Annotated in this window: 18 protein-coding genes and 1 pseudogene; 2 read left to right on the top strand and 17 right to left on the bottom strand. The window is 67.4% G+C overall.

What is annotated here, in order from left to right:
• Positions 1–64: 64 nt before the first annotated feature.
• The 7 genes and pseudogenes from ACGFY9_RS02890 to ssd form a co-directional block, all read right to left on the bottom strand.
• Positions 65–463, bottom strand: a complete 399-nt coding sequence (locus ACGFY9_RS02890) for an Rv3654c family TadE-like protein (protein WP_393751279.1) — start codon at positions 461–463, stop codon at positions 65–67.
• Between the two features lie 125 nt (positions 464–588).
• Positions 589–966: a TadE family type IV pilus minor pilin gene (locus tag ACGFY9_RS02885; protein WP_393751277.1), complete on the bottom strand. Its 378-nt coding sequence runs from the start codon at positions 964–966 to the stop codon at positions 589–591.
• The gene (locus ACGFY9_RS02880; protein WP_393751770.1) at positions 953–1,180 is read right to left on the bottom strand and encodes a DUF4244 domain-containing protein; all 228 of its coding nucleotides are present in this window, start codon (positions 1,178–1,180) and stop codon (positions 953–955) included. The genes ACGFY9_RS02885 and ACGFY9_RS02880 overlap by 14 nt, the downstream gene beginning before the upstream one ends.
• 134 nt (positions 1,181–1,314) lie before the next feature.
• Complete coding sequence (locus tag ACGFY9_RS02875) at positions 1,315–2,118, bottom strand: type II secretion system F family protein (RefSeq protein ID WP_393751275.1); 804 nt, start codon at positions 2,116–2,118, stop codon at positions 1,315–1,317.
• 333 nt (positions 2,119–2,451) lie between these two features.
• Positions 2,452–3,324, bottom strand: a complete 873-nt coding sequence (locus ACGFY9_RS02870; RefSeq protein ID WP_393751273.1) for a type II secretion system F family protein — start codon at positions 3,322–3,324, stop codon at positions 2,452–2,454.
• A gap of 120 nt (positions 3,325–3,444) precedes the next feature.
• Entirely contained in the window at positions 3,445–4,614 is a 1,170-nt protein-coding gene (locus ACGFY9_RS02865) for a TadA family conjugal transfer-associated ATPase (RefSeq protein ID WP_393751271.1), read from the bottom strand.
• 452 nt (positions 4,615–5,066) lie between these two features.
• A pseudogene (gene ssd / locus ACGFY9_RS02860) lies at positions 5,067–5,849 on the bottom strand (septum site-determining protein Ssd); the annotation flags it as partial.
• A gap of 43 nt (positions 5,850–5,892) precedes the next feature.
• On the opposite strand from ssd, the gene ACGFY9_RS02855 reads away from it, so the two are divergent.
• On the top strand, positions 5,893–7,410 hold the full coding sequence (locus ACGFY9_RS02855) for a recombinase family protein (protein WP_393751269.1): 1,518 nt from the start codon (positions 5,893–5,895) through the stop codon (positions 7,408–7,410).
• Between the two features lie 66 nt (positions 7,411–7,476).
• Here ACGFY9_RS02855 and ACGFY9_RS02850 read toward each other — a convergent pair whose 3' ends face one another.
• From ACGFY9_RS02850 to ACGFY9_RS02825, 6 genes are all read right to left on the bottom strand, one after another.
• Positions 7,477–7,923 carry a hypothetical protein gene (locus ACGFY9_RS02850; RefSeq protein ID WP_393751267.1) on the bottom strand — a complete coding sequence of 149 codons (447 nt, stop codon included), beginning with the start codon at positions 7,921–7,923 and terminating at the stop codon, positions 7,477–7,479.
• A complete protein-coding gene (locus tag ACGFY9_RS02845) occupies positions 7,913–9,361 on the bottom strand; it encodes a replication initiator (protein ID WP_393751265.1) in 1,449 nt (482 codons plus the stop codon). The genes ACGFY9_RS02850 and ACGFY9_RS02845 overlap by 11 nt, the downstream gene beginning before the upstream one ends.
• 164 nt (positions 9,362–9,525) lie before the next feature.
• Positions 9,526–9,717: a hypothetical protein gene (locus ACGFY9_RS02840; protein ID WP_393751263.1), complete on the bottom strand. Its 192-nt coding sequence runs from the start codon at positions 9,715–9,717 to the stop codon at positions 9,526–9,528.
• Positions 9,714–11,051: an FtsK/SpoIIIE domain-containing protein gene (locus ACGFY9_RS02835; protein ID WP_393751261.1), complete on the bottom strand. Its 1,338-nt coding sequence runs from the start codon at positions 11,049–11,051 to the stop codon at positions 9,714–9,716. The genes ACGFY9_RS02840 and ACGFY9_RS02835 overlap by 4 nt, the downstream gene beginning before the upstream one ends.
• Positions 11,051–11,497 carry a hypothetical protein gene (locus tag ACGFY9_RS02830; protein WP_393751259.1) on the bottom strand — a complete coding sequence of 149 codons (447 nt, stop codon included), beginning with the start codon at positions 11,495–11,497 and terminating at the stop codon, positions 11,051–11,053. Before ACGFY9_RS02830 ends, ACGFY9_RS02835 begins: the two co-directional genes overlap by 1 nt.
• Entirely contained in the window at positions 11,497–11,880 is a 384-nt protein-coding gene (locus tag ACGFY9_RS02825; RefSeq protein ID WP_393751257.1) for a hypothetical protein, read from the bottom strand. The genes ACGFY9_RS02830 and ACGFY9_RS02825 overlap by 1 nt, the downstream gene beginning before the upstream one ends.
• A gap of 272 nt (positions 11,881–12,152) precedes the next feature.
• Between ACGFY9_RS02825 and ACGFY9_RS02820 the strand changes: the two genes are divergently transcribed.
• Positions 12,153–12,962, top strand: a complete 810-nt coding sequence (locus tag ACGFY9_RS02820; RefSeq protein ID WP_393751255.1) for a GntR family transcriptional regulator — start codon at positions 12,153–12,155, stop codon at positions 12,960–12,962.
• A 1,280-nt stretch (positions 12,963–14,242) separates the two neighbouring features.
• Here the strand turns inward: ACGFY9_RS02820 and ACGFY9_RS02815 are convergent.
• The 4 genes from ACGFY9_RS02815 to ACGFY9_RS02800 form a co-directional block, all read right to left on the bottom strand.
• The gene (locus tag ACGFY9_RS02815; protein WP_393751253.1) at positions 14,243–14,623 is read right to left on the bottom strand and encodes an SH3 domain-containing protein; all 381 of its coding nucleotides are present in this window, start codon (positions 14,621–14,623) and stop codon (positions 14,243–14,245) included.
• 196 nt (positions 14,624–14,819) lie between these two features.
• Entirely contained in the window at positions 14,820–15,626 is an 807-nt protein-coding gene (locus ACGFY9_RS02810) for an aminoglycoside phosphotransferase (RefSeq protein WP_393751251.1), read from the bottom strand.
• A gap of 83 nt (positions 15,627–15,709) precedes the next feature.
• Positions 15,710–15,904: a hypothetical protein gene (locus ACGFY9_RS02805; protein WP_393751249.1), complete on the bottom strand. Its 195-nt coding sequence runs from the start codon at positions 15,902–15,904 to the stop codon at positions 15,710–15,712.
• Complete coding sequence (locus tag ACGFY9_RS02800) at positions 15,901–17,016, bottom strand: radical SAM protein (protein WP_393751247.1); 1,116 nt, start codon at positions 17,014–17,016, stop codon at positions 15,901–15,903. The genes ACGFY9_RS02805 and ACGFY9_RS02800 overlap by 4 nt, the downstream gene beginning before the upstream one ends.
• Positions 17,017–17,171: the final 155 nt, after the last annotated feature.

Here is a 17,171-nt window from a genome sequence, read left to right as displayed (position 1 = left end):
TGCTGCGGCTGCGGCTGCGGCTGCGGCTGCGGCTGCGGCTGCGGCTCAGGGTGCCGGTTGAGGCTCAGGGTGCCGGTGAGGCCGGCGCCGCTGGAAGCGCGGGCGCCGGTGGTGCAGGGCCCGGTGGCGGGGCAGGCGCCGGTGACGCAGGGGCCGGTGCGGGCGCCAGGGGCGGTACCGGGCCCGCAGGCCCCGCCCGTGACCTGACCTCCGCCGCGAACGGCCCCCGGCCCGCCGACGCCGTCACGTCCGACGTCTCACCCACGACAGCGCACCGCACGAGCCGCGTCCCCTGCGCCCGCGCCACCCGCTCAGCCCGGGCGCAGGCCCCCGTACCGCCCTCCGCCCAGTGGTCGGCCGCCGCGAGCGCCGCGAGATCCGCACCGCCGGCCGCACGGTGCCGGGCCACCACGGCCTGCCCCAGGGCCAGCACGACCCCGAACACGACACACATCACGGCCATCGCCCCGAGGCTCCACACGGTGGCGGACCCACGGTCCGAGTGACGGGATCTCCTATGCCGCCCCAGAACCGGAACCACGCGCCCCAGGTCCGGAATCACATCCCGTAGGGCCCGGATACGACACCTCACGGTCCCGCCCTCCCCTCGCCCACCGTCTCCTCCGCCAACGCCACGGCCTCCTCCCGCACTTCGAAGGGCAGTCCGCTCAGCACCGGCGGTTTCGCGACCACGACGACGTGGACCTGGTCGCCCTCCCGGGCAACGGTGACCTCCGCGCCGCGCGGAGCCGTGTCCCGGACCACCTGGACGACCGCGTCGGCCGGGTCCTGCCGAGCCGCGGCGCGGGCGCCCGAGCGGGCCGCGTCCACGCACTGGATCTGCGCGGCCACCACCAACAGCCCCCACACCAGCGCCATAGCGAACATCACCAGCACGGGCAGCACCACGGCCGCCTCCGCCGTCACGAACCCCTCGTCCCCGCCCCGCCGTTCACACCTTCGCATCGAGGGCCCGCTTCACGATGCTCTGGAGCTCCGCGCTGACCGCCCCGCTGGTCACCACCTTGTAGAGCACCACCGCGAACGCCACCGCCGCGACCAGCCCCATCGCGTACTCGGCGGTGGCCATCCCGGCATCCCCACGCGCCGAGGCACCCAACCGTGCCCGTACCCGCGCCGCTCGCACGGCCCGAACCGCTACTGCCTGCACTGCCTGCATTGCCTTGTACATCTCAACCCCCGTGAGGTTCCTGTCGGTTCACTTGCTCGCTCGGCCGGCCGCTGAGGTTCAGCGATCGCCCGTCATACGTCGGCCGTTCGTCGTCATACGTTCGTCACCGCTCGCTCCTCCCGTCAGCCGCTGCCCCCTCCCACCGCCCCGCCCGCGAGCCCGATCACCACGGGCAGCACACCGACCGCGATGAACGCCGGCAGGAAGCACAGCCCCACCGGTGCGGTGATCAGGACGGCCGCCCGCCGGGCCCGTGCCGTCGTGGTGCGGGCCCAGTCGGCGCGGGCCTCCGCCGCGAGCCGTGCGACCGGCCCGGCGGCGGGGAGCCCCGACTCGTCGGCCCGTTCGAGCAGCCGGGCCAGCGGGCCGGCGCCCGGAAGCGAGGCCAACCTCCGCCAGGCATCAGCCGGTTCACCACCGAGCCGCACCTCCGCCGCCGCACGCGCCAGCCGTTCCCCCACAGGCCCCGAGAGGGCCTCTCCCACGGCCTGAGAGGCGATCACCGGCGAGGCTCCGGCGGCGATGCAGGCGGCCAGCAGATCGGCAGCGAGCGGGAGTTGGCGGGCAGCGGTGGCGGCATCGCGCTCGGCGACGGTGTCGTCGGCCGCCTGCCGTCGCCGCCACTGCCACAGCCCGACGGCGACGACCGCACCCACCACAACCCCGGCGACCCCGCCGACCAGCACCCACCCGGCACCCACCACACCCACTGCGGGCAGCCACCGCCTGGCAACGTCCCGTGCCTCGAACCGCCGCCCGGCAGAAGCCACTTCCCTAGCCTCCCGGACTTCCCGAAGCAGCAGCCCGGCCAGCCGTCGCCGCGCCCGCCGCTCACACCGCACCCCGTCCAGCCACCGCACCAACCACCCCACGACCAACACGGTCCCCAAAACGACCCCCAGCCTGTGGACAACTTCCGCACTCACGCCGCCTCCTCTCTCCGACTACGACCGACTTCCGCTTCCACACCCAGACCGCCGCTCCGGGCTCCCACCGAGCACCGCACCCCGTCAAGCCCGCGACGACCAAGCGATCCGCGGCACCCCGCGAACACTGATGCCTTTAGGCGCGCGGGGCTGTATCGATATGCGGCTCCGCCGCGCACCCGCACCCCCCAACCCCGCCCACCCCCAACCCCCTCAGGGGCGCGGGGAACTGCGCGACCAGCCCCCACCCACCCGCACCCCGCACACCTCCGAAGCCACCCACCCCCAACCCGGCCCCACCACCCCACCCCGACCTCGCTCACCCACCCCCGCTCACACCGCCTCCACCCCCCGCACGATCCGCAACGCCCACCACAACCCCAAGCTCTCCAACAACCCCCCGACCACCAGGCACCCCAACCCCGCCCCGCTGTGCAGCAACACCCGCAACGGATCCGCACCCATCGCCGCGCCCAACAGCAACCCGAGCACCGGCAACCCGGCGAGCATCACCGCGGTGGCCCGCGCCCCCGCCAACTGAGCGCGAAGATCGGCCCGTTGATCCCGGTCGGCACGCAACGCCCCTTCGAGCCGGTCCAGTCCCGCCGCGAGCCCCGCGCCCTGATCCACGGCGACCCGCCAGCACGCGGCCAGCCCCAACAGCCCCTCAGCGCCCGGCTGTCGTGCCGCCGAGGTGAGCGCACCCGGCACATCCCCGCCGAACCGCGCCGCCGCCAACACCCCGGCCTGCGCCTCACCGAGCCCACCGGAGTCACGCGCCGCCCGCAGCAACGCCTCCCCGGGCTGCCGCCCAGCACGCACCTCCCCGGCGAGCGCCGAGCACAGCGCGATCACCGCGTCCCCGCGCAACTCCCGCGCCCGCCGCGCCTCCCCGGCCAGCCGCACCCGCCGCAGCAACGGCACCCCGACCGCCCCCGCGACAACCGGAACGACCGAGGCCCCCAGCACCGCCAACACGAGCCCGACACCCAGCGCCCACCACTCGGCCCGCAACCGCCCCTGGATCCGCCTCAGTTCACCCAAGGCCCGCTCCCACGAGGGCGGCCCGATGCCCACCGCACCACCACCCGCGAACAACAACTCCGCCCGCCGAGCCCCGGATCGCCGCCCACCCATCAACCAGACCAGGCCCCCGACACACACCGCGACCACCCCGACCGACACCTCACCCATCCCCACGCCCATCACCGCTCCCACTCGCTGTCACTGCGGCCCATCCCGCACCCACGCCCATCACCACTCCGGCCCACCTGCCGCCTGTCCCGCACGGCACCCGTAACCGCTCCGCCGACCCCACGCCCCTCCTCACCCCGGCCCCTGACCCCCGTCGCCCCCACCCCGAATCAACTCCCGCAACCGCTCCCACCCCCGCTCGTACGCGAACGCCTCCACCCCCCACCGCAACGCCGGCACCGTCCGCACCAGCCCCGACGGATCCCGCTCCAGGACATGCACCTCGGCGATCCGTCGCCGCCCCGCCCGGTCCCGTACGAGATGCAGGACCACCGACAGGGCCGCCGCCAACTGGCTGTGCAGCGCGGCCCGGTCGAGGCCCGCGGCCGTACCCAGGGCCTCCAGGCGGGCGGGGACGTCGGCCGCCGCGTTCGCGTGGACGGTGCCGCAGCCGCCCTCGTGACCCGTGTTGAGCGCGGCGAGCAAATGAACAACCTCAGGCCCGCGCACCTCGCCGACGACCAGCCGGTCCGGCCGCATCCGGAGTGCCTGGCGGACCAGGTCCTGGAGGGTGACGAGCCCGGCGCCCTCCTGGTTGGCGGGTCTGCTCTCCAGCCGTACGACGTGCGGATGGTCCGGCTTCAACTCCGCCGAGTCCTCCGCGAGCACGATCCGCTCACCCGGTCCGACGAGCCCCAGCAGCGCGCTCAGCAACGTCGTCTTGCCGGTGCCGGTACCGCCGCTGATCAGGAACGAGAGCCGCGCCTCGATCAACGCCCGCAGGATGCGGTCCCCGCCCGGCGGCACCGTGCCCGCCGTGACCAACTCGTCCAGCGTGAACGCGCGCGGTCGTACGACGCGCAGCGACAGGCAGGTGCAGCCGACGGCGACCGGGGGCAGTACGGCGTGCAGGCGGGTCCCGTCGGGCAGCCGGGCATCGGCCCAGGGGCGCGCGTCGTCCAGCCGGCGTCCGGCCACCGCGGCCAAGCGTTGCGCGAGGCGTCGTACCGCTGCCGCGTCCGGGAAAGAGACGGTGGTCAGTTCCAGGCCGCCGCCCCGGTCGACCCACACCCGGTCCGGGGCCGACACCAGGACGTCGGTCACGGAGGGGTCGGCGAGCAGGGACTCCAGTGGACCGCTGCCCACCAGCTCGGACCGCAACTGCTCGGCCGCGCCCAGCACTTCGGCGTCCCCCAGCACCCGCCCCTGCTCCCGCAACGCCTGCGCCACCCGCGCGGGCGTCGGCTCACCCCCGCTCTCGGCCAGCCACCGCCGCACACCGTCGAGCAGTCCGACAGGCATCCCTGCCCCGCCACTCGCCCCACCCTCACGCGAAGCCCACTGCCCCGCGGCCCTCACCGAGCCCTTCACCCGATCGGCCCCGACGGCCCCACTCGCCCCACCTTCACTCGAAGCCCACTGCCCCGCGGCCCCCACCGAATCCCGCACCCGCTCACGCCCGACCGCCCCACTCACCCCGACCTCACCCGAACCCCGCACCCGACCGACCCCGACGGTCCCGCTCACCCCGGCCCCACCCGAAGGCCACCGCCCCGAAGCACCCCCCGAGTCCCTCACCCGCTCAACCCCGACCGCCCCGCTCCCCGGGACACCCGTCGAACCGCCGTCCCCGAACGACGCGCCCCTCGGCGCATCCGCCGAACCACCCATCCCCGCAAGCCCAGGCACCCCGCTCCCCAGGACACCCGCCGCACCGTCCCTCTCGGAGTTCGCCGCGCTCCTCACCAGCCGCCTCATACGCCACCCACCTCGACCAACGCCCGCTCCAGGAACTCCCGGCAGAACCGCGCCAACGGCCCCCTCCCCGCCGTGCCCGGCGGCGACTTGCCCTCGTGCGGCCGCAACAGCCCCGATTCGACCGGCACTTCACCGGCCAGCGGCAGCCCGAGGAGGCGGGACACCTCGCGGTCGTCCAGGCCGGGGGCGTACGGTCCGCGTACCGCCACGCGGAGGTCGCGCAGGACCATGCCGACGGCGGACGCCACCCGGCCGGCCGCCGCGACGGCGCGGAGTTCGGCGGGGACCACGAGGAGGCCGACGTCGAGTTGGGCGAGGGCCTCGGCGACCCCGTCGTCGATGCGGCGCGGCAGGTCGACCACCACCGTGCCGCCGCGCCGTCGGGCCGCGGCGAGCACCGCCCGCACCGCCTGGGGCGGGATGGCGACGCAGTCGCCGCGGTCCCAGCTGAGCACCCGGAGCGAGTGGAGTTCGGGGAGGGACTCCTCCAGCGCGCCGCCGCCGACCCGGCCGCGCGAGGCGGCGAACGCGGGCCAGCGCAGGCCCTCCGCCGTCTCACCGCCGAGCAGTACGTCGAGTCCGCCGCCCAGCGGATCCGCGTCCACCAGGAGCGTGCGCAGCCCCTCACGCGCGGAGGTGACGGCGAGGGCGCACGCGAGCGTGGACGCTCCGGCGCCGCCGCGGCCGCCGATGACGCCCACGGTGAGCGCGGGACGGCCGACGCCCTCGGCCACGTCGGCGATGCGGTCGACGAGCCACTGCTCGCCGTCGGGTAGGAGCGAAGGCAAAACACACATGCGTTTTCTCTGGAGGGCGAGCAATATGAACCAGATGGTCACAACTGACTACGACGGGTGCGGGCGCTGCCTCGTAGGCGTCCGCCGCCTGTCACGGAAGAGCGAGGCAAGTAGCAGCCCTGAGAAGCAGGAAGCCCAGGTTCTGAGTGCAACTGAGTCTGTCGGCGGTCACATCATCGCGTGGGCCGACGACTGGGAAGTCTCGGGTGCCACAGACCCGCTCACACGTCCGGGACTTGGCCCTTGGCTCCGAGGAGAGGCGGGCCCGTACTCAGGGATCGTCGGCGCGGCTGTCGACCGGATCGGCCGCAATCAACGCGACGTGCTGAACACCGCCTACATGATCCATGAGTCGAACCGTCTACTGATCACGTATGGCCATGACGGCCCATGGGACCTCAACGACGCCAACGACGAGATGCGCCTTTCCATGGAGTCCTTCGGCGCACAAATGGAGCTGCGAGCAATCCAGAAGCGCAATCGGGAGGAAACCGAGAGGGCGCGCAAGGCAGGTCAGCCAAAGCAACAGAACCGGTATGGGTACCGTTTCATCCGCCTCATACCCACGGGAAAGGTTGACCATGTCGAGATAGACCCCGACGCAGCGAAAGTAATCCGCAACGTCGCCCGGCGAATTCTTGCAGACGAGACCGGCCAGGTGACCGTATTCACGGAATCCGCCAGACTTAACCGGGAAGGAGTTCCCTCACCTGCCGATTACCGAGCTGTCGCATACGGGCGCAAGCCGAAGGGTTCCATCTGGAAAAGCAGCACAATAATGAGACTGCTCACAGAGGAGGGGTCGTTGGGATACCTAATGCATAAGGGACGCCCGGTAATTGGCCCTAATGGGCATCCCGTACGGCTAGCCCCTCCCTTGTGGGATCATGCGACACGAGACGCACTGATAGAAAAGACTGCAACAAAGCAGACCGGACGGCGCGCTCAGAAAGGTACACGCCTCCTCTCCGGACTGTCTTTCTGTGGAAAATGTGGAGTTCGACTCTACGTCTATTATCGGGCAGGGAGGAAAATTGGCTACGCATGCACCGCCCGACTAGACGGAGTGCGCACATCCCAGGACTGTAAACCCGCCCCATCAATCCAGGCCGTCAAGCTGGATAAAGAAGTTGAAGATTGGTTTCTCGCCAAGTACGGACATGGTCAGCTTATGCAACGCGAGTTCGACCCCGGAACCGGCTACGCCTCTCGAATCGCCGAACTAGAGGCGGACAGAAAACGCCTTCGAGCCGACCGTTCAGCAGGCTTGTACGATTCGGATGACGATGCGGAATGGTACCGGCACGAATACGCCCGCATGGGACGAGAGATCGGCGAACTCAAGAAGATGCCCGAGCGCCCCCCCGGGATGAGAATGATACCCACTGGAAAGACCGTGGCCGACGAGTGGAACGCCGCACATGACGACGCGGCACGCCGTGAACTACTCAACGGATTCGACGTACGGGTCACAGTATTCTCAACGCGGGCCGAGGAGCGGGTTCAGATCACGGGTGCGGACATCTGGCCGGAAAACACGTAGTACCCTGAACCACGGGAGCCCCGGCGAGGACACAGACTCGCCGGGGCTTCTTTGTGCCTTCAGGAATCATGCACCCGAGGCGAGAAATTCGATCGACGGCAGAACATAGAGGAACGTCAATCCCGTTCGCGTTGTGAATTCCACAGCTTTTAACGCCATATCGCACCGCACTAAATCAGGACCGCCGACCGGTATTCGAGATATCTCTACCGGGTTCCACATTTCAGAACTAAAGGCGAATTCCCCAATCTCCGCCTCACCCGGCAAGGTAAAGGTAATATCATTACCGGATATACCGTTAACCAGAATCTCGACGGCAGGGGATTCGGTTAGCACCTCCCATCTATCGTTCAATGAATTGTCCATTGCATGCACTACGCCACCGAGCTTCCTTGCCACTACGCTGGCCGCATGGCGAGTTCCTGCCGTGACACGCCACGCGCGCAGAATTTCCGTTCGACCGTTCATAATGCGGCTCGCATGAAAGCATCCCGCATTTTCTTCACGCGGCATACTTCCACCCTTCAGCGATCATTTCCCTTCTGATTTCCCGGAGGTTCCCCAGATCTGCCGCGATACCGAACGCAATGTCTGATTCAGCGAGGGAATGACCGGAGCCGACATAGCGCCAGAACGATTCGGTGACTGTGTCTCGATGTTCCATAGCGAACAGGCCACCGCCCTGGTGGTTCGCCCTGACTGCGCGCAGCGCCCCGTATGTGGTGGAGTACTGGCGAGATTTGGTGAGGACGTGTCCCCGGTAGCCGAGCGTGTGAGCCCAGGAGCGGAGGTTGAGCGCTTCCAGTTCTGGCAGTCCGCCCAAGCGCCAGCAGACAGCCATGAGGGCGCGCAGGTGGGCATTCACCGAGGCTAGGCGGATGCTCTCAAAGTCAGTGATGCGGTAGTCGATGCCGCCTGCGTCGCCGACGCTCTTTGAGACGTATTTCGCGACGTAGGCCGCAACGGCACTGTCGGTGACCGCCGAGGATTCCGTGAATGCGTCGCTGCGAATGGGGTGTACGTCGATCTGCTCGCCCCACTTGATGACCCGTTCACCGGTCGCTGGAGAATACGGTGTGTGAACCTCCACCGATTCCGCAGCAGAGCGCACCACGCCCGAGAGCAGTTCGGTTGTGGCCCAAGAAGGCGGAGGCGAGGAAGGGCCCTCCGGCCCGTCGGCTCGGATCACCGCGTGGAAATGAACGGCGCCCCGTCGCTGGTATTCGGCGACTTTCGCGAAGGAGACTTTTAGGTGTTCGCCGAGGCGGGTTTGTGTGATTCCTGCGGCAGTCGCTATATGCCGTCTGAGCATGTGGCAATAGCGGTTCCACAGTGAGCCGGCACTTGCATGCCACAGGACGTGTCCGGGGTAGTCGTAGCAGTCCCGGCAGAGTGGTTGACCCACGGCGGAATCCTCGTCGGCATGCTTCTGACCGCAGCCGACAGGCCGCCCGTGTTCGCAAGCTCCGCCATCGCGTCGAGGACGGCACACATTCCCGTCAGAGCCGCCCGCACGGTGCACCGGCCCGAAAGAGGGGGCAGTGAGGGTGACGAAGAGCCGGGGGTGATGCCGAACGCCGTCCGTGACACCCTTACCGCCCAGCAGGCCGGAGCGGACCAGGTGGAACGTGTCTCCCGCGTGAAGGTAGGAGCACGGTTCACAGCGCGTTTCTCGGCGGTTGCGGCAGCGCACCGGCATCCGGCCGCCAGGTTCCTCGGTTGTGTCGTAGTGCCGCAGTACTTCGCCGGTGCGAGCGTCACGGGTGGTCGTGCGCCCGGCGAGATAGATCGGGTGGGCACAGCCGCCAATGGATTTGATCTGATCGAGCCAGCGCGGGAATCCCGGTTCGTGAACAAGCCGTATAAGGTCGCGCTCGGTAGAAGAAAGAAGGCACAGACGCTCAGCCTCATTGAGGACCGAGCGCCGCGCCTCATCCGATATCGGAAACATGGGGAGGACCCCTTTCGCGAGGGATAGGCACGGCGTTCATAAGTCAGCTCCTGGCTTGTCTCTGCTTGGCTATAAATTCGGCTTGGCTTCGCTTAGCTATGAGAATGTATTTTGTATTTAAAGTTGAGGAATGATCTCTAGTGGCCCTAACAGTTGTTCCTGTGTCAGCCGAAAAAGACTCCCCCGATTTTCTGCACCATGAACCACACGGGATAAGCGAACGGAGTTCCGGCCAGCAGGAATCCGAACATTGAAATAAGGGTTGCCTGGTACCAGTGGATTTCCCGCGAGCGGGCGACCATGACGACGTACAGGAACAGGAACGAGTCGACGACCCACATGTCTGTCTGATTCATGACGCTGTCTCTCCTTTCTGGAATGTCGCGGAGTCGGGTTGAGGAAGGAACGGATTCACTGGGGGATCGGTTCGGGCGATCTCGGCCGTATCGGCAGGGGTGATCAGTCGGGACCGAGCGCGCATCCACCGGCCCCCCATGGCGACCACGGCCACGCCCTGTTCGTCCTCCGTGATGTTCTGCGCGGTGACCACGGCGTCCGGGTTGATATCCCCGAGGGTCATCTCCGCTGACGCCTCGTCATGTGCTCGGTGGGCGACGCGTCCTCCGAGCTGGGCCCGCAGTGCGGTCACGCGGGGGCCGATGTCGGAGCCGACCCGCTGTCCGGCCACCACGAGGTGGACGCCGAGCGCTGCGCCGAGTTGGGCGACGCGCAGCAGGAGCGTTCCGCACTGCTCTGCCTCGTCGCGCGACTCCCGCGAGCCGTCCGTGAGATACAGCTCTGCCAGCTCGTCGACGATGACGACCAGGGGCACCGGCCGGTCGTAGGGGGGCAGTTCCCAGATGGACCGCTTGCCTGCCGCCCGGCATACCCGCATGCGTGCCTGGATCTCGTCGACCACGGCGGACAACAGGCCGACCGCTTCCGTGCGGTCAATCGCCAGCGCAGACAGACGACGGGTAAAGAGGCCGAGTTCCATGCCGCCCTTGCAGTCGATGCCGACCAGGGCGACCGGCTGGGGCGCCAGCGCGAGCACCAGGGAGGCCAGCAAGGAGGACTTGCCGGACTGTGTAGCCCCCGTGATCAGCCAGTGGGGAACGCGCCGCAGGTCGATCAGCCAGGGCTCGCCGTCCTCGATGCGGCCCACGTCTGCGGACAGGAGCACAGGCAACGGCCTTCGGGCAGAGGGGACTTCACCGGTCAGCGGATCGAGGGCCGTGACTTGGATGAGGACCTGTCCCCGGCGAGGCGAGGTGACCCGCACGCCGTAGACGCGCCAGGCGTGTTCCATGGCTTGGGCCGCCTGGTAGTACGGGGCCGGAGTCTGTCCCGGATGCAGCAGCACCCGCAGTGTGAGCCCGGTTTTCGTCGGCATCGGCCAGACCAGCCGGGGAGGCCGGGGCCGTAGCGCGGTCCCCTGCACCACCAGGTCGCGGCCGATCACACGGCGGTCCGGCCGCATGCTCACCGACAGCCCGTTGAGGTAGGCCAACCGCCGCCAGGTCGTGAGGACCCGCAGCGCGGTACCCGGATATCCGGTCAGCCACCAACGCCACGGCCACCGCTGAAGCAGCACGCCGCGAGCCTCAAGACGCGGTACCCACGACTTCCGAGTGAGCACGCCGACCAGGACGAGCGCGAAGAGCGCCCACGCCAGCAGGGAGCCGGGCATCACTCCTCCCCTTCCGGGGTTTGCGCCAGCACGAGCCGGGCGCGCATCATGGCCGCTTCGGCATGACGGGCCGCCAGGGACAGCAGGAACCTGATCGTGGGTATGTCGTCGGACGTGGTGAGCAGTGCTTCGGTACCGGCCAGCGTCCGCAGGTCCCGCAGCAGGGAGCCGAAGGGACCGTCGACACCGAACGGCGAGTCGTCCCCCTGGGGCATGTCCAGGGCGGTGGTTCCCGTCGCCGTCCGCATCTCGCGCGCCATGCGTTCCGCCTCTTCGGCGATGCGTCCCGCACACGGTTCTTTGCATGCAAACACTTGCGATTCGTCCGCAGGGGACCGGCCGACCGCAATCGACGTGATCCTCTGCATCAGGAAATTCGCGGCGCACACGACGCAGGCCAGGCCGTCAGCCTGTGGGCCGCTCAGGTGCCAGAAGTAGCGCTCCATCACGAATCACCGCCCGCCGACTTGCCACGCAGTCCGGCCGGAGCAGGAGTCGGCCCCGCCCCGCCACCCGAGGCCGACACGGGGATGATTGCATCGGCCCGGTAGGTCGTACCGGTCCGGCCGTCGACCGCCCATTCATTGGCCCACAGGTTCGTGACCTGTATTTCACTGCCCTCCGTGACGCCCTGCGGCTGACCGCTGGTGACCACGTGGACGACGTCCGTACGCCGCCCAGCCGCCTGCCGGATGGACAGACCCGTGATCCACAACGGGTTGCCCTCACGGTCGCGGCGCTGGTCACCTTCCAGCGTGGTGCGCGGCTCCGGAGCGATCACACAGCGGATGGCACCCAGCCGCGCTACATCGATCGGCTTGTTATCCATGGAAGTTCACCTCTCCCCTCACTAGGCACCAGACCCGAACATCCGTCCGGGCGAGGTGGAGCGATCATTTTCACTCGCAAACGCTACGACGGTCAACCACTTATCCGAATGAGTTGGGCTACGTGTACGGATGGCGGACAACCACTTATCCTCATGAGTGGCGTGGTACGCGTGTACCACGCACCACTGACAACCGACCCGCGCACCGGCCCAACCACCCACCGCCCGGCACCCGTTGAACGAGTTACCGGCGACTGACAAGGACACCAGACATGGCAGCAGCCCGAGAGCACATCGAACGTGCCCCCTCCATGTACATGCAGGTCGCCCAGCGTGTAGCCAGCGACATCCGGCGAGGCCGCTACCAGTCCGGCGAACTCCTCCCGTCCGAGACCGAGATGGTCAAGATGTACGGGGTCGGCAAACACACCGTGCGGGCCGCCATTTCCGAGCTGCGCACCATGGGGCTCGTCGAGTCGCAGCAGGGCAGGGGCAGCATCGTCCTTCCCTCCGGCGGAGTCCTGCCCGCGACCCGTGTTGAACGCTCCATCCAGCGCACCACAAAGGGGAGTTGGCGCCTGCCGGAGGCGATGGAGACGGAGCCGCCCGCCGTCAGCCGGACCACACTGGAGGGGCCCCCGGCACTCCTGTTGAACCAGCAGGACCAAGATGCCATCAGCGTTGACCGCATGATCCACGACCCGGCGACCGGCGCCCGCATGGCCCATCGCGTCCTGATCCCCCTGTCCACCGCAGCCGACGTTCCCTCGATCGCCGAGCAGCCCGACGCCGAGATCAGCGACCTGTACCAGCAGCTTGCCGACGCTGGACTGAATCTGACGTTCACCGAGCACGTCACCGCCCGCACTCCCTACCCGGACGAGCGGACCGCACTGGGCATCGGCGACGCCAGCCCCCTCCTGATCACCTACCGGGTCACCGGCGACGCGGACCACGGCCGCCCGCTGCTGTGCGAGGAGTTGAAGGCGCCCGCGGCCACGTGCCAGCTCACCTACCCCATGACGCCGACCAAGGCGCCCGCCGCCAAGCGCCCAGCCCGTCGCCGCCCCGCATCGGAGTAACTTCTCTTTACTTGCTCAAGGGCGCGCCTTCGGCGCGCCGGGCGGTCCTGCCGCCCCGGCCGGGCGTGCGGCCTTCGGCCGGTCCCGTCCGGTCGGCAACCGCCCGACACCCCACACGCCCCGACCAAGCAGAGAAGCCCCCGCGCAGTCAGCGTGAGGGGCTTCTGTCGTCTGTCCAGTCCGTCGCCCAGGGTGGGGCGCCCCACGAGATCGAGGCCCACACCCGTCCTCCGCGGGCCCCAACTACGCCCGCCTACACCGCAGTTCACCAAGGGCGCCAACGCCGCTCAGCGTGGCACCCAGCGCCGTGACGAGAGTGGTTGCGGGCGGTGGTACCAGGGGTGCTACAGCACACCCCTGGACCCCGCCCAGGCGTGACAACCTCAATCGCAGATGCCGGTTTCGCCGTGGCACAGATCCGTGTGCGATTGAGGTCATCACGCACGTTGACCAGCCACTTTCCCTAATCATCGGGTACTCAGCAGACTTCCATCCATGTGCCGGCCCAGCCTGCCAAGCAGCCGTTTCCCGCTACCGGGTGCAGCTCGCCGTGTGCTGCCGAACGGCGAAGATCACAGGACCCGCGCCCGTAATCTTGATCCGCTTCCGGCATCCCGTGCACACGATGAACTCGCCGTGCCGATCGGTCTCGACCCTCACCCGAGAGCCCTTCGCCGTCTTCCAGTCGTCCCGCGCCATCCCCGCTCCCCTTCCCTCTCATCTCCCAGCATGTGTCATCGCGCCCGCCGTAACACCCGAGCTATCAGCCGTGCATCCTCCGGTCTCAGCCACACCACCGGTTCACCGTGCGCCCCCGAGTGAGGCACCGCCCGCACTGCCCCCTCGTCAACGCCCATGTCCCGTAGCGCGCCGTTCACCTCGTCGGCCGCTTCCGCCGCCATGCGCCAGCCCGACACGTAGTCGACGCCCGGCACGTACGCGGCGTCCTCAGGTTCGCCATAGCCACCCGCCGAACTATTCACCATCGCACACGCTCCCCTATCCCCATCGTTGCCGCCCATACCCCCAATGAAGCCCGCCACGTCACGGGAGGTAGAGCATTACTTAGCACGAGCAAATAGATCAACAGAATATGCCCATGCGTCACACGAGGGTCCGGGCACCGGCAGCGCGGTCACGGAACTGAGTCAATCACCACACTGTCTACACACTTCCTTCACTGAATATCCATACTCTCGGACTGCGATCACACAGGAACGGCCCTCCCCCGCCACAGCGGAGAAGGGCCGTCGAGGTAGGCCAGACCTCCCGGTACTCGATCAGTACAGATACATCTCGGTCACCCAGCCCGTGAAGCCACGGGGAAGGCCACCCCGCGAAGCCTTCACGAGCCTGACCTTGTCCCAGCGCTGCCCACGACGGTCACGCGCCGACGCGATGGCCCGCACGCGCTGCCCCCGGTAGATCAGGCCGAGGATCATCCGGTTCGTACCCGGACCCGTGCGCACCCGCAACCCGTTCACCGTGGCTGTCTTATACGGACCGTCGTTCACGCCGTTGATCGTGACCACCTGACGTGACTGGACACCCGACCGCTCCAGGTCCGGGCTCAGCGCCGACGCACCCGAGACACCCACCAGGCCGACACCGGCCACCAACGCAGTCGACACGGCCAGCGACCGCAATGCATTACGTCCCATGATCAAAACCCCTTCGGTTCAGAAGAGGAGGAGCAGCCGCCAACTTGCCACCAGGTAGCCACTCATCCGGATGAGTGGCCAGCATCTGACAGCCACGCCACTCGGGTCAACCACTTATCCGAATGAGTTGGCGCCTGACGCCGGAGCCCGGTCCGTCCGTCGCAGGGAACGACGGACGGACAGAGCAGGCGCAGGGTCAGGCCCGCTGCCGGAACGTAGCCCAGCGTCGAGCGGCACTGAGCATTCGTGCCGTCCATTCGTCTGCATCGTCGCCCGCGATTTCTTCCCACACGTTCGCGGTCGCCTGAGCGAAAGCGGTGATTCCCTCCGTGGGAGCGACGCGCCACGAGGGGATTTCACGCGCCCACTGTTCGGCCGACTCCGGTTCGTGGTGTCCGGCAGCCATGAGCCACACGACCCAGTACCCGGCATCCAGCCATGCCGCTCCGCGCGTTGCCCATGCCCAATCGACGAGATAAGCGGAGCCGTCAACGATCACGTTGTGGTCGTTCAGGTCCGTGTGAAGCAGCGAGTTGCCAGCGAAGAAATCGAGGTCTGACGGTTTGACCGCGTACACCTCTAGACGTTGCTCCGCCTGCCGCAACGGGATTTCGGGACAGGCGACTTCTCCGAGCCGTCCCAACAATTCGGCGACCTTTGGCAAGTCTGGTGAATCAGGCGAGTAATCGGCATGGTGGCCTTTCAGGTTCTCGAACCCTAGGAGCACCCAACCGGCTTCCTCGATCTGCCAGAACAAGGCAGGAGCGATTCCATGAAGGAACGGGTTCACCTCAGCTTCGCGACGCTGAGTCCTTACCCATCTGTGGTCGGCGCGCAGTCCCTTGACGAAACATGACCCGGATTCTGTGAATACACGCACTGCAAGTTCGCTGTTGAATCCCTGGCTTACAGTCTCGGTCTTGACTACCGGTCCGGTCTGCCTCTCGACCGCAGCCAGCACGGCAAGTGGAAGGTCTTCAAAGGTGATTCGTGTTGTGGCCACAGCTCCCCAGACTCTCATGTAACGGCCCGCGCGGACCCCATGACGAGTCAACGCCATGAGGCCCGCGCGGATCGCGCTACTTGCTATCCCTGATACGGGTTGTCGTCGTTGCACCCGGGGAGCGTTGTCGGAGTCAGTGACTCGACGTCCTCCACGATGACGAGCCCGAGCGGCTCAATGCTCGCCGGACGGACAACGGGCGGGGGACTCAGCGGAAGGGGCGGCACCATCAACCCCGATACGGGGCGGGTGGTGATCTCGACAGCAACAGCAGTCATGCGACAGCTCCCTTTTCGTGTTGGCAGTAGTTTTCGAGTGGTGCCTTCGCAGCCTGGTATGCCTTTGCGAGCGGTCGGCACACTCGGCATGTTCCCGAGAGCCGACAGCCACTACAGCCACCGGTGCGAAGCATTTGGGCATCTGCGATTGCTGGCAGACGCAAAAGGCCGTCAAGCCCCTCAGCTATCAAGCTGATTGGGTTTTCCCGCCCGATCTTGCACATGGTTGCGAACCCGTGAGGGTCGACATGAAAGAAGGTGTGCCCGGCTGGACATCCCTCGAATACCGAGGACTTGTCCAATAGCCCTGGGGCTTGGGCTGCAAGCGGCTCCGAGGTGCCATCGTAGGTGGGAGAGATGTTCGAGTACTCCGCGTACGTTTCGGCGTAGTCCGCTGCCATGGCACGCATGGATTCCACCTCGTGCGCATTGTGCTTCGTGACGATCAAGGTCAGCTCAAGGGGAATCCCTGCATCCTTCGCAGACTTGAGTCCCTTGAGCAAGAGCTTGAAAGCTCCCGGCTTTCGGGTCAGAGAGTCGAAGCTCTCTGCTGTCGCGCCGTAGAGCGAAACCTTGACTTTGTGCGGCGGCATGTCCCCGAGGAGATCGACCACTTCGGGTCGGTGAAGCCGAGAGCCGTTCGTCAGGATCTCGATCATCATTCCCATGCGGTACGCATATTCATAGGCCGCAAGGAAGTCCCTGTCGATCGTGGGTTCTCCGCCTGTGATCTGAAGCCACAGAACGCCAGCGTCACGAAGCAGGGAGAGGAGTTCCCGCTTGCCGTCCAAAGGTAGACCAGCGAACTTTCGCTCCGCCAGATAGCAGTGCTCGCAGTTGAAGTTGCAGCCCTTGTTGATTTCCCATGACGCGCGGCTGTAGTTGAGCCGGGTAACGGGTCGGACAATGATTGCGTCGCTGGACCGGTCGGTGAGTTCGAGACCCCAAGCCGTTCGGGATGCATCGGTGAGCCATATCGGAACGGGGCCGCCATTTTCGACCAGCCATGACAGCTCACGGAACATGGCATGAGGAATCTGCATCCCGTTACGCGCACCGGGATGAACAATGACGAACTTGTCATGTTGGGGACTTGCGATCACCTGGTGCATGCATTCCTCCACTTCGGCTTCCGGCCCCGTCCGGCTGCCACCGTCATAAGACAGCCGGACGGGATCTATCCCGCCCCTGCCAGGATCACCAATTACCGTGGGGGAACGGAAACCGGCTACCGTCCGGCAGGGACGGAGTCTGTGGGTGTTACCCG

It is taken from the genome of Streptomyces sp. NPDC048504, from assembly GCF_043200035.1.
Classification (GTDB): domain Bacteria; phylum Actinomycetota; class Actinomycetes; order Streptomycetales; family Streptomycetaceae; genus Streptomyces.
The sequence above is the reverse complement of the archived record's forward strand: the minus strand, read 5'-3'. Positions and strand labels throughout refer to the sequence as shown.

Excerpts from the sequence above, each read along its gene's own strand:
- ACGFY9_RS02890 (WP_393751279.1), bottom strand. The coding sequence starts at position 463 with ATGGCCGTGATGTGTGTCGTGTTCGGGGTCGTGCTGGCCCTGGGGCAG.
- ACGFY9_RS02885 (WP_393751277.1), bottom strand. The coding sequence starts at position 966 with ATGCGAAGGTGTGAACGGCGGGGCGGGGACGAGGGGTTCGTGACGGCG.
- ACGFY9_RS02880 (WP_393751770.1), bottom strand. The coding sequence starts at position 1,180 with ATGCAGGCAGTGCAGGCAGTAGCGGTTCGGGCCGTGCGAGCGGCGCGG.
- ACGFY9_RS02870 (WP_393751273.1), bottom strand. The coding sequence starts at position 3,324 with ATGGGCGTGGGGATGGGTGAGGTGTCGGTCGGGGTGGTCGCGGTGTGT.
- ACGFY9_RS02865 (WP_393751271.1), bottom strand. The coding sequence starts at position 4,614 with ATGCCTGTCGGACTGCTCGACGGTGTGCGGCGGTGGCTGGCCGAGAGC.
- ACGFY9_RS02855 (WP_393751269.1), top strand. The coding sequence starts at position 5,893 with ATGAACCAGATGGTCACAACTGACTACGACGGGTGCGGGCGCTGCCTC.
- ACGFY9_RS02850 (WP_393751267.1), bottom strand. The coding sequence starts at position 7,923 with ATGCCGCGTGAAGAAAATGCGGGATGCTTTCATGCGAGCCGCATTATG.
- ACGFY9_RS02845 (WP_393751265.1), bottom strand. The coding sequence starts at position 9,361 with ATGTTTCCGATATCGGATGAGGCGCGGCGCTCGGTCCTCAATGAGGCT.
- ACGFY9_RS02840 (WP_393751263.1), bottom strand. The coding sequence starts at position 9,717 with ATGAATCAGACAGACATGTGGGTCGTCGACTCGTTCCTGTTCCTGTAC.
- ACGFY9_RS02835 (WP_393751261.1), bottom strand. The coding sequence starts at position 11,051 with ATGCCCGGCTCCCTGCTGGCGTGGGCGCTCTTCGCGCTCGTCCTGGTC.
- ACGFY9_RS02830 (WP_393751259.1), bottom strand. The coding sequence starts at position 11,497 with ATGGAGCGCTACTTCTGGCACCTGAGCGGCCCACAGGCTGACGGCCTG.
- ACGFY9_RS02825 (WP_393751257.1), bottom strand. The coding sequence starts at position 11,880 with ATGGATAACAAGCCGATCGATGTAGCGCGGCTGGGTGCCATCCGCTGT.
- ACGFY9_RS02820 (WP_393751255.1), top strand. The coding sequence starts at position 12,153 with ATGGCAGCAGCCCGAGAGCACATCGAACGTGCCCCCTCCATGTACATG.
- ACGFY9_RS02815 (WP_393751253.1), bottom strand. The coding sequence starts at position 14,623 with ATGGGACGTAATGCATTGCGGTCGCTGGCCGTGTCGACTGCGTTGGTG.
- ACGFY9_RS02805 (WP_393751249.1), bottom strand. The coding sequence starts at position 15,904 with ATGACTGCTGTTGCTGTCGAGATCACCACCCGCCCCGTATCGGGGTTG.
- ACGFY9_RS02800 (WP_393751247.1), bottom strand. The coding sequence starts at position 17,016 with ATGCACCAGGTGATCGCAAGTCCCCAACATGACAAGTTCGTCATTGTT.